Source organism: Streptomyces sp. NPDC005202, from assembly GCF_040608235.1.
Classification (GTDB): Bacteria; Actinomycetota; Actinomycetes; order Streptomycetales; family Streptomycetaceae; genus Streptomyces.
Map to the genome: position 1 here is coordinate 22030 of NZ_JBEXHW010000024.1, position 13060 is coordinate 35089.

Genomic DNA, 13060 nt, shown 5'->3' on the forward strand with positions numbered 1-13060 from the left:
CGGCAATCGTTCAGAGGCCGCGTGGCCGCCCGGCCAGCGGCTCAGTCGGCCTTCGACTCGATCAACCGCAGCAGCTTGATCCCCAGGTGCAGGGCGAGCCGGTCCAGCCCGTCGCTCAGATCCATCCCGCACAGGGCGGCCGCCTTCTCCAGGCGGTAGTACACCGTGCCCCGGTGCACATGCAGACGCGCCGCGGTGGCCTGGTTGTCGCAGCCGGAGTCGAGATAGGTCTCGAGGGTGTCGATGAGACCCGCGTGGGAGGGCTGCCCCTCCATGAGCAAGGCCACCCGCGGGTCCATCAGATCCCGCAGCAGATGCTCGGGCGTACCGATCAGCACACGCAGTGCGCCGAGCCGGTCCCAGGAGCACACCGGCCCCGTCTCCGGCCAGACCGTTGCCGCCCGTGCGGCCAGCTGGGCGTGCTCGTACGACAGGTGGGCGTCGTGCAGGTCGGGCTGGGCGTCACCGATGCCGACGATCAGCTCGGGGAGGTCGTGTTCACCGGCGAGCAGATGATCGGCGATGCGCTGCGCATACGCGGGCTCCGCGGTCGGCGGCACGGCTGCCAGGATCACGGCGCCCTGAGCGTCGAGGCAGCGGAGGGCGCCCCGGGGCAGGGCCCCGTGGTCCCGCCACAGCCAGTGCTCCAGAGCGTCCGTGCCGGACGCCGCTCCACCCAGGGGCCGCAGGAACAGGACGGTGACCGGCCAGCCGACGGGAAAACGCCCCTGCTCGCTGAGGCGCGCGGCAGCCTTGCCCCGTACGGCCGCCGACCCCCGTACGAGATCAGCGAGCAGGTCGGCGTCGCTGTGCCGGGCCTGCTGGTCCAGATACAGCACGCGCCCCACCTCCTGGGCGGCGTCGACGACGGTGCTCAGGCGTGTCTCGTCCAGCTCGTGACGGACGTCGAGGAGGCAGATGTACCCGCAGGTGGTCGAGGCCCAGCGGGCGGGGACCACGACGCGGCTGGCCAGCCCGCGCTCCGGGTCGGCCGGGATGCGCACCGGGCCGGTCGCCGTGTCGATGCCGTAGCGCCCGAACCACTCCCGCACCCACTCGGGGGTCGACCGCAGCAGCAGCGCCTGCCGGCGCACGGAGTCGATCTCGGTGTCGTCGTGGGGCCCGAAGACGAGGGAGTTCAGCCGGGTGTCGGTGAGCGACGTCGGCACGCCGACCTCGGCAGAAATGTCGTTGATGACGTCCTGCAACTCCTGCAACACCGCGGCCTCCCACAACGTCCCGAGAGCGAGGCAGAACGGCGTCTGCGCATCCCACTGCTAGGAACATACTGTCAGACAGACAGACACTCCAGGATGCCAAGGGGCACCTGTCCGTCCGACCGAGCGAGAGTTGGGCAAGTCGCAATGCCACTGGCGGGAGTCTCATCGACAGATGCCGCGCGTAAGAAGCCCCTCCACGAACCTACGCAGATCTGCAGGTCGTCGGTGAAACCCGAGGGGACTCCATCGTGATCCTCCCAGCCACAGACTGGGGCTGGGCCCCGAGCAGTGCACATGGGAGGCCCGGCGGATGGACCTCCTCGGTCGCCTAAGGGGTTGGGAGCCGCGTTTTCGCCTCCTGTTCCCACCTGATCTCGCCCACTACACCGACCAGATCGGTGCCCGTTACATGGCGCATCTGCTCCCGGTGGTGCTGCGGGAGCTGAACGACACGAAGCGCGCCGGGCGGAACGAACCCCGGCGCGAGGCGTCAAGAAGGTCGATCGGCGATTGAAGAGGCTACGCGGGCGAGGCCGAATGACTAACGCCGCCCGGTCATTGAGCGGACGTTCTCAAGTAGGGCGAAGAGCATGAACGGAGGCTCGGTGAAGACGGTCCTGGTGGTCTCGAGATACGTTGCCGAGTTCTTCCCGTTCACTCCTTCGCCGACGCGGACAAGCTCCTTCCGACGCTCCTCCCAGGCCGGCCACTGCTGGTTGAGGTTGATCACAGCGGGGTTTCCCTCCTCGGCCCGCCTCCTGTCTTCGCCCCGGCTGGCCGCGCCAGGCGGCGCGCTGCGTGCATGCGGGCCGAGGAGGGAAACCCCGCTGTGGTTGGGGCGGCCGGCTCCACCGCGCCCGGGCCGGTTCCAGGCTTTCCGTTTGACAGGAGGATGCCTGAAGTTTCCGCTTGTTAGGAGGGTGCCGACGCGAGGGTCGCGCTCGTGCGATGAAAATCGAAGGAGGCCGTCGTGCAAACGGATCCGTCCAACTCGCCTTCCCCGCATGGGGAGGGTGGTTCGGTCGTCGCACTGTGGCGCTATCCAGTGAAGTCGATGCTGGGGGAGGAGTTGAACGCCTCCGAGGTCACGGAGCGCGGGCTCGTCGGGGATCGGCGATTTGCCATTGTCGACGCAGTGACGGGAAAGGTCGCGGGCGCGAAGAATCCACGTAAGTGGGGCAACTTCTTCGATTTTCGCGCTGCCTATGTCGAGCCTCCGCAGGCGGGATCGAAGCTACCTGCCGTCCGCCTAACCCTGCCCAATGGGACTGCCGTAACGAGCAACCAGCCTCACCTAGCACAGATCCTCTCCAAAGCGCTCGGCCGGGAGGTCACGCTTGCGAAGACGCGAGGCGAGGGAGAGTTGTCGGGCGCGACGGCCGAGGAGTATTGGCCGGATATGGAGGGTCTCGACCACAGGGACACCGTGACCGAGTGGGAACTGCCAGCGGGGACGTTTTTCGATATCGCCGTCGTGCACTTGGTCACGACGGCGACGATCGAGCGGCTGCGCCTGCTGTATCCCGAGGGACGCTTCGAGGTTCGGCGGTTTCGGCCGAACATTGTCGTGGCAACCGGCCCGGACGAGCAGGGCTTCGTGGAGAACGACTGGATCGGTCACACGGTGGCGATCGGCGACGAGGTCCGCTTGCAGATCACTGGCCCCTGCTCTCGCTGCGTCATGATCACGCTGCCGCAGGGGGACCTACCGCGGGACGCTGGCATCCTGCGGACGGCAGCGCAGCACAATCAGGTGAATGTGGGGGTCTATGCCGACGTGATCGCGGGCGGCACAATCCGGCGCGGCGATCCCGTCACGCTCGCGTGATTGGACGCGAGTCACCGCGAATCTGGAGGAAGCGAACGTGGAAATGCATCCAACTTCGCTCTACGAGCGACTCGGCGGTATCTACAACATCGCCACCGTCGTCGACGATTTCATCGATCGGATCATGGTTGACGACCGGCTGAACGCGAATCCTCGCGTCGACGAGGCGCACCACCGCGTGTTGCCGCCGGGATTCAAATACCTGGTGACGGAAATGGTCGGCGAAGCAACCGGGGGACCGCAGCGATACACGGGTCGCACGATGAAAGACTCCCATCGCGACATGCTGATTACCGGGGACGAGTGGGAGGCCTTCATCGACGACTTCAACCAGACGCTCGAAAAGTTCAAGGTACCGCAGCAGGAACGGTCGGAGTTGCTCGTCATCGTCGAGAGCACCCGAGACTCCATCGTTGTTGGACCGGCGTCCTGAGCCAGAGGAAGCGCCGGCCTCCGGAGGCGTTGCAGCACAGCAGGAAAGTACAGCAACCGCCCCCACCGCAGTCGACTACGGAAACCCAAAGACCACGGCGGACCAGCGCAGAAGACATCAGCGACCTTTCCGCCGGTAGTTCGGGACGAAGAGGTCGTGCCAGATGCGTGCCAGATCGCGCGGGGAACCACGGGGAGTACCGGGCATCAGGTCGGCGGACGCTTGGGCGCCTACATCGTTCCGTCGCAGGTCAGCAGGGCCACCAGTCCTAGATCACCCAAGCTTCCCAAGCTGAGAGCGCGAGTTCGATTCTCGTCACCCGCTCCATGACAAACCCCCAGGTCAGAGGCCCGGGGGTTCTTTGTTGTCTAGACCGGTGGGCGGCCCGCGCACCACAACCGCACCATAAGGCTCGGTTAGCTGCCGGTGGGCTTCTCCTTGTGGTGCGCGCGATCGTGGTTGTGGTGCTTCGCACGCTCGGCGCGGACCATGCTGTCGAGCCCGGCCGCTACGTCGCGCTGCCGCTCCTCGTCGGAGTGTTGGTAGATCAGCGCGGCCTTCTCGGAGGACTGGCCGGCGCGGACCATCGTGTCCTTGAGGGTGGCGCCCGAACGGGTCGAGAGCGTGTGTCCGGTGTGACGAAGGTCGTAGAAGCGGAAGCCGTCCGGGAGGCCGACGGCAGCGCGGGCACGCCGCCACTTCCGGCCGAAGGAGGTACGCCGGAAGGGAGCGCCCTTCTCGCCGACGAAGAGCAGGCCGTCAGGCCCCTTCTCGGCGAATCAGGCGAGATGTTGCTTCACCTCCTTGTGGTGAAAGGCCGGGAGGACGACGACGCGGGCGCCCGCATCGGACTTGGTGGGACCCGGGGCCCGCTTGCCATTGGTGCGCTCCGGCTCGGCGACGCGGACACGGATCACGAGGTTGTCGAGGTCGACGTCCCGGCGGCGAAGGCCGGCCAGCTCAGCCGCCCAGGCCCGCGAGCTGCCGGGCGAGGCCGGGCATGGCGCCGAGGGCGGCCAGTGTGCTCAGTTCCGCCAGCGGGGGCGGGGTTTGGTGCGTAGGGATGGGAGTCCCTTTCGGCTGTCTCGGTGGTTGGGAGGGACGGCCCGGGACGGCGGGATGCTTGGCGGTGTTGCGCCGCCCCGGTGGCCGGTCAGCGCCTGTTGGCGTTGCTGACGAGGGAGCGCAGGACCACGGCGGCGATGGCGACGGACACGGCCGAGACGGCGACCGCCGCCAGGAACGCGGTGAGGACGACGCCGACGACGACCACGGCGGCGACCGCCGCCAGGAACGCGGTGAGGACGACGCCGACGACGACCACGGCGGCGACCGCGCCCACGTAGGGGGCGGGCGGCCGGCGGACGGCACCGGAGCCTGGCCCTGGTGGTGCGTGGTGACGGTCGTCGGCAGGTACGGAGCGTCGGGCAGCTGAGGGCGGAACAACACGGCGGGTCTCCTTGTCACTTGTGGGTGCCGTTGACGACGTCGACTCCGGAGCGGGTGCCGGACTCGATGGCGGGGGCGAGGAAGGTGTGCGAGAGCCAGAAGCCGAACAGGGCGATCACGACGGCGACCCAGAGGCGGATGCCGAGGAACTTGATCGCGGCCCAGGCGATGACGCCCAGAACGAAGACGAGCGGCAGCGTGACGGTCACGGGGTCTCCTCAGCGGACGCGGCAGCGGTGAGTGCGGGCGGCCAGCTCGGCGGCGGCGCGGCTGTCGTAGTCGGTCGAGAAGCCGCAGCGCGGAGCCGTGCAGGCGGCGGTGTGCTTCTCGCGGCCCCGGCTGTCGTAGTACGTGCCGACCTGGACGGGGCCGATGCCGACGGCCCGGCGGAAGCGGGGGTTGGCGGGCATCAGGGCAGCTCCTTCGCATCGTTGCGGTTCTCGCCGGTGAATCCGGCGACGTGGTCGAGCAGCCACCGCCGGATCTCGTCGCCCTCGTCGATGTCGGCGGCGAGGATCACGGGTTCGGCGATGAGCACGGCTTCGGTGAAGCGGTTCTTCCGGGTCAGCTCGGCGGCGCGCTTCAGCGCGCGGAGCGTGGACGGGCGCACGGGGGAAAGTCCTCCGGGGTCAGGTGAGTCGGGTGGCGATGGCTTCGGCGAGCGGCATCGGGACGCCGAGCCGGGCGCGAAGCGTCGGGGTGTCGATGGGCGTTCCGGTCCGGGCGCGGTGTTCGTCGGCGACCTTGCGGGCGTGAGCGACGAGGGCGGGCGGGACGGAGTTGTCGACGGCGGAGCCGGTTCCGGTACCGGTTCTGCGGTGGGCTGTTCAGGTACCGCAGCCGCCGCCGCTTCGGGTTCCGGTGACCCGTGAGCGAGCAGCGTTCCGCCGAGGAAGGCGATAGCGGGCCCCCCGGCGACGAGGATGCGGAGCCAGGCGGGTACGTCGTCCAGGTCGAGCAGTCCGGCCGTGGCGACGTTGGCGCCGAGCGACGGGTTGGGCCGCGAGGCCGGCGAACAGATTGCGCAGGTACATGGACTTGCCCGACAGCGTCGCGCCGAGGACGAGTTCATGCGGTACGGCGCGGTAGTCGCGTAAGAACGCGGTCGCGTCCTCCCGCAGGGCCACCGGCACCCGGAGAAGCCCACGCTCGACTCGACGCGGCATCCGCACCTTGTGCAAGACGTCGTAGCCGATGAGCCGGAGTTCGACGACACCAGGCTTGACGTCCCGCACGTGTACGGCGTGGACGCCCCAGGCGTGCCGCAGCCGTTCGGCGGAGGCGGCCACGTCCGCCGGTTCCTGGATCGGAGCCAGCCGCAGCCGTAGGCGCAGCCCCGTCGAGGTGGGTCGGATCACTCCCCGGCGCGGGGGCACCGGTCGCACCTCGCGGCGCGTGGTCGCCCGGACGGCCAGGGGCGCCGCCCCGACCTCGACAACTGGTCGGCGAACTCCTGCTCAAGAGCACGGACTTCGCGCGCCTGTGGGAACGCTACGACGTCAAGGCCCGCAGCCACGGCCGCAAGACCCCTTCCACCACCCCAACGTCGGCACCTTCGCCCTCGGCTACCACTTACTGCAGCTGGAAGGCACCCCCGGCCAGCGTCTGGTCACCTACTACGCCGAACCTGCCACACCTGAGCACGACGCGACCGTCCTCCTCGACATGGCCGCACACGAGCAGCCCTCGAAACCGAGCCCCGGGGAATCGATCGCTCGATGACGAACCAGCACTCAGGCCGACCGTTCGTACAGGTCGGCCAGGTCCTCTTTCAGGCTCTCGGTCTGCCAGCGGTTCAGTCGGCGTAGACGTACCGCGTCCATGGGGGACGGCTCGTGGCTAACGGGTTTCTGCGGTTGCCCTGCCCCGGAACGCCCCCTCACAACACACGCTCCGGAATAGCAGGCATGGCAGGCGCGATCCCGTGTGGGGGCTCCGGATCAGACGCATGCTGCCGGGTCGGCCGGCTCACGAGGAGGCCGCCTGGGAGGCCGAGGAGCAGGGTGCCAGTGCCGGTGAGGGCGATGAGTCGAGCCAGCACCGGGGGCGGGTAGTGCAGCCGCAGAGATCCGCCAGCCACGGCGGTTGCCCGCGACGCGTGGAGGAAGGCGTTGAGGTTGGTCACGTCGCAGAAGGTGACGGTGGTCAGGACGACGTCGATGGTGCGGATGCCGTCGCGCAGGCATTGCCCCAGCGACTCGCGCACGAGGTGTTCCGTCACCAGGCCGATCTCACCGGCCAGGGTGATCAACGCCCGGCTGTGCTTGTCGTGCCGGTAGAAGGTCAGCTGTGGAATGGGCATGGCGCCTCGGTTCAGGAGACCGGCCGGGCAGCGCCGTACGGGCCGGACTCCCGGCTCTTCCTGCGCTCCGTACACGGTCGTGCTCTCATGCAGAGAGGCGAACGGTCGGTCCAGCAGCCTGTGAATGGGCATGGCGCCTCGGTTCAGGAGACCGGCCGGGCAGCGCCGTACGGGCCGGACTCCCGGCTCTTCCTGCGCTCCGTACACGGTCGTGCTCTCATGCAGAGAGGCGAACGGTCGGTCCAGCAGCCTGTGTTCCAGGCAGAGGCACGGGTTCCCTCGGGCGGATGCGCCGGGCGATCGGACGGAGTCCGCTACCGCAGGCATCCGTGCCAAAAGCAACGCGCATCGGGATCTCGGACGTCGACGTCTCTACGCGGCATAGTCCGCGGTCGGGCGAAGGAACGGGCCGAAGCCGCCGGGCGGTCGGGCACCGGTCATGGCGCGCCGCCTTTGTGCGGGAGCCCTTCCGCTGAGCCGGTTGTGCAGGGGCTCATTTCTTGGTGCGGTGCCACGGCCGGAGCCGCCACAGTCCGCTTGTCGCGCTGCGTGCTGCGGCGGTCCGCCCCGAGCCCTTGCCCTCGGGCGAGCCCTTGCCCTCCGGCCGGGAACGGTCGGAGGGCAAGGGCGCCATGCGACGATCGTCGTGGCGCGTGGTGAACAGCTGAATCACGAGCACGCCCAAGGCGATCATCGCCAGGAGCACGATCACCGTCGCGAAGGTCTCCATGCCTTTCACATTCCTTCTGCCGGGGTCGGCACGTGGTCAATGACTGCCCCGACAGGGATAGTTGAGGTCGGGTGGCGGGCGTCATACCCGCATTCGGAGTCCCAGACTGTCTCCCGGATCGAGTCCGAGTCGGCTGTTTCCTCTGCCACGATCCGGAAGAGTTCGGCCTCATGGATCAGGCCGCTCGCCGTGAGACTCCGCGACGGGTCAGTGGCCGTGGTCATCAGCCGGGCCGCGGTGGCCGGCTCTGTCTCCGGTGGGATCACCAGCAGATCCCAGCGGCCGACGGTGTAGGAGAGCAGCAGCAGCTTGTGCGGGTCTTGCTCGGCCTTGAACCAGCCGACGTGCACCACGTGCCCGTGGGCGGGCACTTTTCGTGGGATGACCGGCCAGAACGTGGGGTTGACCGTTACTCGGGTGATCCGCCCCCACAACGGGTCGAGTACCTCGATGAGCGCCGGGAGCTGCTCCGTCAGGTTGCGGGAGCGGGGCCACCAGGCACCGTCGATCAGGGCCGGAGCGGTGCCAGCCGGCGCCAGCATGAGTCGGAGCGGCAACGAAGAAGGGGTCCGGTCTTCGACCGCGGGCGTAAACAGAATGGTCGCGGTCATGATGCGGACCCAACCCCGGGCCGGTCACAGCCGACCCGGTTGTCGTGAATCGCCGAAAACGACGTCAGCATGGAAGCTGGCGTACGAAATACTCTCAGTAATCACCAGGGTACTCCTCGCCGACGCCCGACGGACCGATGTGGAGCGACGGGCTGAACGGCACACGAGGCCCTGGTCGTCCGACGCCGCAGTCAGCGGAGAGGGCGCCAACGGGAGCGCCGGCACCATCGGACGGCGACGAGGGCCAGGTCGGCCACGAGGAGCACGATGTCGATGATCAGCAGATAGCCAAAGGCCCTCGGCTGTCGCGCCGAGTGCCGATCGAAGGGGCCTTCCTCACCAGTGCCTTGGCGTAGGAGACCTTGACGTAGTCCGGCCCGAGGATTGCCTCGTCGAGGGGGACGAAGACCAGGCGCCGACGGGTGGGCAGGCCGGTCCGGACGGCGGCCATGGCCCGTTGGTCGGTGGTGGTGTCCACGTAGATCGCTTCGAGCACGCCGATCTTGTGGCCCTTCGGGTCGACGACGTCGTGGTTGTGCTGTGACGCCGACGGTCGGGACGACGGCCCCGGCGTGTACACGCCGGGGCTGCAGTGCCGGCTCTCGCCTAACGAGAGCAGGGCCGACGGCGAAGGTTTGGTGGCCCGGTCGTGGCGCCGGGTGCGGAACGGGCGCTCACCGATCACGTGACACGGCCACGGATACGTACGCGGCAAGCTGATACGACGGTGGAGACGGTCAGGCCGTCTCGCTCGGGTGGGTCCGGTCGGCGGGCAGCCTGCTGGACTCCAGCCAGGAGCGCAGTGGGCCGGCGGCGTGCGAGGCATCGAGCGTGAGATGCAGTCGCGTCCCCGTGCCCGAGGGCTCCGCCGGATAACTCCGCTGCTCGCCCCCGGCGAACAGCGCCCGCAGCGCGTCCGCGACGCACCGTGCCGCTTCGGGGTCCTGGGAGACGATGCGGACCTCCACCCTGGCCTGCCTGTTCGGCTCGTCCACGGCATCGGGACGGTCTGGGCGTTGCGTGGCTTCGGATGTCATAGGCGGAACCTGCCCCGGACCGGAGCGGTCCGTGTCGTACTGCGCGGCAAGAACGAGACCGGTCTGGTAACCGGCATACGACGTGCCCTCGGGGCCTCCAGGGTACTCCTGCCGGTCTCGACAGCCGCTCCGGCGCGTGCGGAGTCGTCTCCACAGCCGCCCCGGCGCGTGCGGAGTCGTCTCCACAGCCGCCCCGGCACGTGCGGAGTACTGTCGACAGTACCGAGGGCATTTCGCACACCGGCTTCCACGCCGGGGCGTTCTCGGCGGAGATGAAACCCGGGCCGCCGCGGGGCGGCCCGGAGACGGATCCGCATCATGTCGGCAACCTTGCACCTACCCTTGCCACACCACGAGCCCGTCGCAGCCCCGGCCGCGCGTCTCGCGCTGAAGACCGACGGCACGTCCCGTGGACTCCTGGACGGTGCCTGGTGGCCCCGCTCCCGGGACGTGTTGAGCGAGCTGCCCGCCCTGACCGATGTGCTGGACCCCTTGTAGGGCCGCATCACGCGCATCGCCGTCAACCCCCAGCACTGGCCGGTCATCCCGCACAAGGTTCCCGTGGGCGGCCACATCGTCAACGTCGGCTGGTTCACCCCGGAAAATCGCGGCGCGTGCCGTGTCGGGCGACGTGTCCGGTGGGACCACCAGCAGGGAGAAATGGTCCCGATCGCCCCGGGTGATGAGGACGGTGTTGTCACCGACCGGGTAGGAGTCGATGTGCACGACTCGGTCGTCGACCATGCATCCTGCCGGACGAGAACGGACAGCCGCCGCTCCTCGGCGCCTCCGCCGCCGACACCCAGACAGCCCTGAGGCCCGTGGTGGCGAGTCACCTCACGGGGTGGCGCCGGGCCGCGGTAACCAGCACCTCATCCACGGCCGTTCAGCATCGCGGTAGTGGTGACGCTCTGTGGCTCGGGTACTCAAAGTGATCCAGAACCACGGTTCAGGCTCCGCCGACATCAGCCGTCATGTTGAAGTTTTCCCCGCCTCCGAGCGGCTGAGGCCGGAGGTTGCCTCGCGTCGGCCGGCACCGTCAACTCTGGCCAGTGGGTGCCCGCAGCGTGCAACCGCGCAGTATCCCTCTTCGTCGGCAGCTGCCCTCACACTGACTCATCTCGCTCGCGGACCGCTCGGGCCACCACCCGCGGAATGATCAGATTGTGGAAAGGCTGGATCGCCTTGAAGTACGCCCGGCCGTAGGCCCTGGTGAACCGTACGACCGTGGTGCAGACCCCTTCGGTTCCCCGCACGCCCTCGCGTACCGCAAAAGAGGTGCGAAAACACAGGTGCTTGTCGTCGTCTCCAGCCAGGACCTCTTCATCGGAGACCGTCAGGATGCGGAACGGTCCCAGTTTGGCTCCGGGCACCACACGGATGTCCTGCGGAGCGACCCGCTGCTGGGTGTGGAGTCCGAAGGGCGACATCAAGGTGTCGCGGGTCGTCAGCAGGCAGTGGACCCACTCGGGCGTGGCGGCGAGCACCGTGTGGGTGAACTCCACCGCCGTGGTGCCCGGCGGCAGGTCGATCGCGACCGCGTCGACGTGGTCGCAGCCCCCGAGGCTGTCGACCGCGGCTGCGGTGACCGGCGCGGCCGCCTTCGCCCGGACCCGCCGTCCTGTTGCACCCGACATGCGTCGTTCCTTCCTCAGGCGTGGCGTTCCGATACGCCGGCAACGATGTGCCGTCCATCATCGGCCACGGAGCGTACGGAATGGTCCTGGGCGCGGGTCAACGGCTGGCCTGGGACTTCCCGTTGCCGTGACAGGGCGACTGATCGCCTCGAACGTCTGCGAAGCGGTGAACACCGCCTTCTCCGACAACCCGGCCGCGGGCTGCGCTGTCGGCGTGGACGGCTCGGTCCTGTCGGTCGTGATGCGGCAGCAGGACCTTGACTCGATGCCCACCCAGACGCCCGGTCTGATACCCAGCGGACGCCCGACCTTGAAGACCCTGAACAGGCGAGAGCGCGTCCTGTGGTGGCTCACGGCAATGGGCTCGAACATCGTCGCCACGCTCAAGGAGGGCTTCGCCACCGCCTCCGGCATCACAGCCATCGACCTCGCCGTGCTGACGCATCTGCCCGACACGCAGCGCGGCGCCGTCGCTTCCCAAGCTGAGCGCGCGAGTTCGATTCTCGTCACCCGCTCCACGACAAACCCCCAGGTCCAAGTTCCGGGGGTTGTTCGGTGTCTGAACCAGTGGGCGGGTGGCGCACCACCGACGCACCCCCAGGGCCCTCTTACCGTCGAGGACATCGACACCAGAGGTGACCGCCTCGAACTCGGCTCCCTCCCCCGCCACTTCGCCCTCCGCGACTCCAAGAGCCCCGTCGGCGGCGCCGTCGCCGTCCCGATGGCCGCCTTCGCGGAGGTCGTCGGGGCCGCCGTGCGCGGAACCCTCAGTGGTGGACCACGGCGCAGGTGAGCGTCGTCTTTTCGTCGTCCGTCTTGACGACGAACTTGCTCCCGCTGAGACCGCCGATGTCAAACCTTCCCGAATGGTCCGTGGAGACGGTGCCCGAGCTGGACCCCGAGTAGGTCACCTTCGTGCCACCGGGGAATCCCACACCCCACAGGTGGTACTTGCCGTTCGACTCTCTTCCGACATTGCACGTCGCGCGGGACGCGGCGCCGGGCGCGGTCGTGATCGAGGCGTGTGCGGCAACCGCGGGGCCCACCGCGAGCGCGGGGGCGACCAGGAACGTGAGTGCTGCGAGACGACGTGTCCGGTTCATCGTTCAACCTGCCTTGGGCGCTACCAGTGCGGCCCGGTAGGGGACGTGACGGCTCCGTCACCCGCGGCAGCGGTCGCATAGGACACCGAGGGGAAAGCCTCACTCCGTCACGCCGTGCACATATCACCCCACATGGACAATGCATCCCGTTTATTTTCCGGAGCGTTTCGTGAGGTGTGATGCTGTTTTTATCGTATCGTCTGGCTTGTCGCGTGGCATCTCTCGGATCGGAGGGGTGCGCGAAGCGAGCCATTGGCGGACTCGCCTCCACCAACCTCCCGCGATGTCTCACAGGCCGTTTCACAGCCTGGGCCGGCGCCGCTGCTACGTCCAACCGGCCCTCGCGCAAATCGTGCACAGCACTGATACTGGCCCGTCACCCGCTCCGACCGAACCCCAGAGAGCTACGGATCAGAAGGGTGTGAGGGGGGTGGGTGCGGAGCCATTCGGTGTCCCGGGACCCAACAGATCCGGGGATCCTGTCCGGCCACCCCCCTGGGCCGCCGTGTTCCTCGGCAGGAACATCGAACCGGCTCATTCCTGTCCGGGAAGCTAACACCCGACTCTGACAACGCCCTTGAGATGACGTTCCACGCCGACGAAGGGTGCACCAGGTCGTGCGGGGTACTACGGAGAGCACCGTCGTGTTGCGGACCGACGCCAACCGTCTCCGCGGCGCGAGCTGAACACCCGGCCGCCCGGCGCACCTT

Annotated in this window: 16 protein-coding genes and 6 pseudogenes; 5 read left to right on the plus strand and 17 right to left on the minus strand. The window is 68.4% G+C overall.

Features of this window, described 5'->3' with window-relative positions; translation table 11 throughout:
* Nucleotides 1–41: 41 nt before the first annotated feature.
* Complete coding sequence (locus tag ABZV31_RS27375; RefSeq protein ID WP_355898926.1) at nucleotides 42–1220, minus strand: helix-turn-helix domain-containing protein; 1179 nt, start codon at nucleotides 1218–1220, stop codon at nucleotides 42–44.
* A 541-nt stretch (nucleotides 1221–1761) separates the two neighbouring features.
* The gene (locus ABZV31_RS27380; protein ID WP_355898929.1) at nucleotides 1762–1950 is read right to left on the minus strand and encodes a hypothetical protein; all 189 of its coding nucleotides are present in this window, start codon (nucleotides 1948–1950) and stop codon (nucleotides 1762–1764) included.
* Between the two features lie 240 nt (nucleotides 1951–2190).
* On the opposite strand from ABZV31_RS27380, the gene ABZV31_RS27385 reads away from it, so the two are divergent.
* Together ABZV31_RS27385 and ABZV31_RS27390 are read left to right on the plus strand one after the other, a co-directional pair.
* On the plus strand, nucleotides 2191–3048 hold the full coding sequence (locus tag ABZV31_RS27385) for an MOSC domain-containing protein (protein WP_355898932.1): 858 nt from the start codon (nucleotides 2191–2193) through the stop codon (nucleotides 3046–3048).
* A gap of 43 nt (nucleotides 3049–3091) precedes the next feature.
* On the plus strand, nucleotides 3092–3481 hold the full coding sequence (locus ABZV31_RS27390) for a group 1 truncated hemoglobin (protein WP_355899120.1): 390 nt from the start codon (nucleotides 3092–3094) through the stop codon (nucleotides 3479–3481).
* A 416-nt stretch (nucleotides 3482–3897) separates the two neighbouring features.
* Here ABZV31_RS27390 and ABZV31_RS27395 read toward each other — a convergent pair.
* From ABZV31_RS27395 to ABZV31_RS27425, 7 genes and pseudogenes are all read right to left on the minus strand, one after another.
* Nucleotides 3898–4443, minus strand: a pseudogene (locus ABZV31_RS27395) (tyrosine-type recombinase/integrase); the annotation flags it as partial.
* Between the two features lie 191 nt (nucleotides 4444–4634).
* Nucleotides 4635–4823: a hypothetical protein gene (locus ABZV31_RS27400; RefSeq protein WP_355898935.1), complete on the minus strand. Its 189-nt coding sequence runs from the start codon at nucleotides 4821–4823 to the stop codon at nucleotides 4635–4637.
* Between the two features lie 121 nt (nucleotides 4824–4944).
* On the minus strand, nucleotides 4945–5139 hold the full coding sequence (locus ABZV31_RS27405; protein WP_355898938.1) for a hypothetical protein: 195 nt from the start codon (nucleotides 5137–5139) through the stop codon (nucleotides 4945–4947).
* 9 nt (nucleotides 5140–5148) lie between these two features.
* Nucleotides 5149–5340, minus strand: coding sequence for a mobile element transfer protein (locus tag ABZV31_RS27410; RefSeq protein ID WP_355898940.1), 192 nt, complete (start codon nucleotides 5338–5340; stop codon nucleotides 5149–5151).
* Entirely contained in the window at nucleotides 5340–5540 is a 201-nt protein-coding gene (locus ABZV31_RS27415) for a hypothetical protein (protein WP_355898942.1), read from the minus strand. Before ABZV31_RS27415 ends, ABZV31_RS27410 begins: the two co-directional genes overlap by 1 nt.
* Before the next feature lie 19 nt (nucleotides 5541–5559).
* A pseudogene (locus ABZV31_RS27420) lies at nucleotides 5560–5921 on the minus strand (SpdA protein); the annotation flags it as partial.
* Nucleotides 5917–6345 (minus strand): annotated as a pseudogene (locus ABZV31_RS27425) (FtsK/SpoIIIE domain-containing protein); the annotation flags it as partial. The pseudogenes ABZV31_RS27425 and ABZV31_RS27420, both read right to left, overlap by 5 nt.
* A 23-nt stretch (nucleotides 6346–6368) precedes the next feature.
* Between ABZV31_RS27425 and ABZV31_RS27430 the strand changes: the two are divergent.
* Nucleotides 6369–6652: pseudogene (locus tag ABZV31_RS27430) on the plus strand (transcriptional regulator); the annotation flags it as partial.
* Between the two features lie 157 nt (nucleotides 6653–6809).
* Here the strand turns inward: ABZV31_RS27430 and ABZV31_RS27435 are convergent.
* The 5 genes from ABZV31_RS27435 to ABZV31_RS27455 form a co-directional block, all read right to left on the minus strand.
* Nucleotides 6810–7232, minus strand: coding sequence for an STAS domain-containing protein (locus ABZV31_RS27435; protein WP_355898945.1), 423 nt, complete (start codon nucleotides 7230–7232; stop codon nucleotides 6810–6812).
* 493 nt (nucleotides 7233–7725) lie between these two features.
* Nucleotides 7726–7962, minus strand: a complete 237-nt coding sequence (locus ABZV31_RS27440) for a hypothetical protein (RefSeq protein ID WP_355898948.1) — start codon at nucleotides 7960–7962, stop codon at nucleotides 7726–7728.
* 5 nt (nucleotides 7963–7967) lie between these two features.
* Complete coding sequence (locus tag ABZV31_RS27445; protein WP_355898951.1) at nucleotides 7968–8573, minus strand: DUF5994 family protein; 606 nt, start codon at nucleotides 8571–8573, stop codon at nucleotides 7968–7970.
* A gap of 277 nt (nucleotides 8574–8850) precedes the next feature.
* Nucleotides 8851–9153: a PRC-barrel domain-containing protein gene (locus ABZV31_RS27450; protein ID WP_355898953.1), complete on the minus strand. Its 303-nt coding sequence runs from the start codon at nucleotides 9151–9153 to the stop codon at nucleotides 8851–8853.
* Between the two features lie 157 nt (nucleotides 9154–9310).
* The gene (locus ABZV31_RS27455) at nucleotides 9311–9568 is read right to left on the minus strand and encodes a hypothetical protein (RefSeq protein WP_355898956.1); all 258 of its coding nucleotides are present in this window, start codon (nucleotides 9566–9568) and stop codon (nucleotides 9311–9313) included.
* Nucleotides 9569–9810: 242 nt separating this feature from the next.
* Between ABZV31_RS27455 and ABZV31_RS27460 the strand changes: the two are divergent.
* A pseudogene (locus ABZV31_RS27460) lies at nucleotides 9811–10207 on the plus strand (DUF5994 family protein); the annotation flags it as partial.
* Between the two features lie 6 nt (nucleotides 10208–10213).
* Here the strand turns inward: ABZV31_RS27460 and ABZV31_RS27465 are convergent.
* Both ABZV31_RS27465 and ABZV31_RS27470 read right to left on the minus strand, forming a co-directional pair.
* Nucleotides 10214–10354 (minus strand): annotated as a pseudogene (locus tag ABZV31_RS27465) (DUF5994 family protein); the annotation flags it as partial.
* 362 nt (nucleotides 10355–10716) lie between these two features.
* Nucleotides 10717–11247 (minus strand): DUF2867 domain-containing protein, encoded by a 531-nt coding sequence (locus ABZV31_RS27470; protein ID WP_355898959.1) that lies wholly within the window; start codon nucleotides 11245–11247, stop codon nucleotides 10717–10719.
* A gap of 127 nt (nucleotides 11248–11374) precedes the next feature.
* Here ABZV31_RS27470 and ABZV31_RS27475 point away from each other — a divergent pair, with 127 nt between their 5' ends.
* The gene (locus tag ABZV31_RS27475; protein WP_355898962.1) at nucleotides 11375–12040 is read left to right on the plus strand and encodes a hypothetical protein; all 666 of its coding nucleotides are present in this window, start codon (nucleotides 11375–11377) and stop codon (nucleotides 12038–12040) included.
* Here ABZV31_RS27475 and ABZV31_RS27480 read toward each other — a convergent pair.
* Nucleotides 12015–12350 carry a hypothetical protein gene (locus ABZV31_RS27480; protein ID WP_355898965.1) on the minus strand — a complete coding sequence of 112 codons (336 nt, stop codon included), beginning with the start codon at nucleotides 12348–12350 and terminating at the stop codon, nucleotides 12015–12017. The genes ABZV31_RS27475 and ABZV31_RS27480 overlap by 26 nt on opposite strands.
* Nucleotides 12351–13060: the final 710 nt, after the last annotated feature.

Coding starts and splice junctions, on each gene's coding strand:
- ABZV31_RS27390 (WP_355899120.1), top strand. CDS start 3,092: ATGCATCCAACTTCGCTCTACGAGCGACTCGGCGGTATCTACAACATC.
- ABZV31_RS27410 (WP_355898940.1), bottom strand. CDS start 5,340: ATGCCCGCCAACCCCCGCTTCCGCCGGGCCGTCGGCATCGGCCCCGTC.
- ABZV31_RS27435 (WP_355898945.1), bottom strand. CDS start 7,232: ATGCCCATTCCACAGCTGACCTTCTACCGGCACGACAAGCACAGCCGG.
- ABZV31_RS27440 (WP_355898948.1), bottom strand. CDS start 7,962: ATGGAGACCTTCGCGACGGTGATCGTGCTCCTGGCGATGATCGCCTTG.
- ABZV31_RS27445 (WP_355898951.1), bottom strand. CDS start 8,573: ATGACCGCGACCATTCTGTTTACGCCCGCGGTCGAAGACCGGACCCCT.
- ABZV31_RS27470 (WP_355898959.1), bottom strand. CDS start 11,247: ATGTCGGGTGCAACAGGACGGCGGGTCCGGGCGAAGGCGGCCGCGCCG.
- ABZV31_RS27480 (WP_355898965.1), bottom strand. CDS start 12,350: ATGAACCGGACACGTCGTCTCGCAGCACTCACGTTCCTGGTCGCCCCC.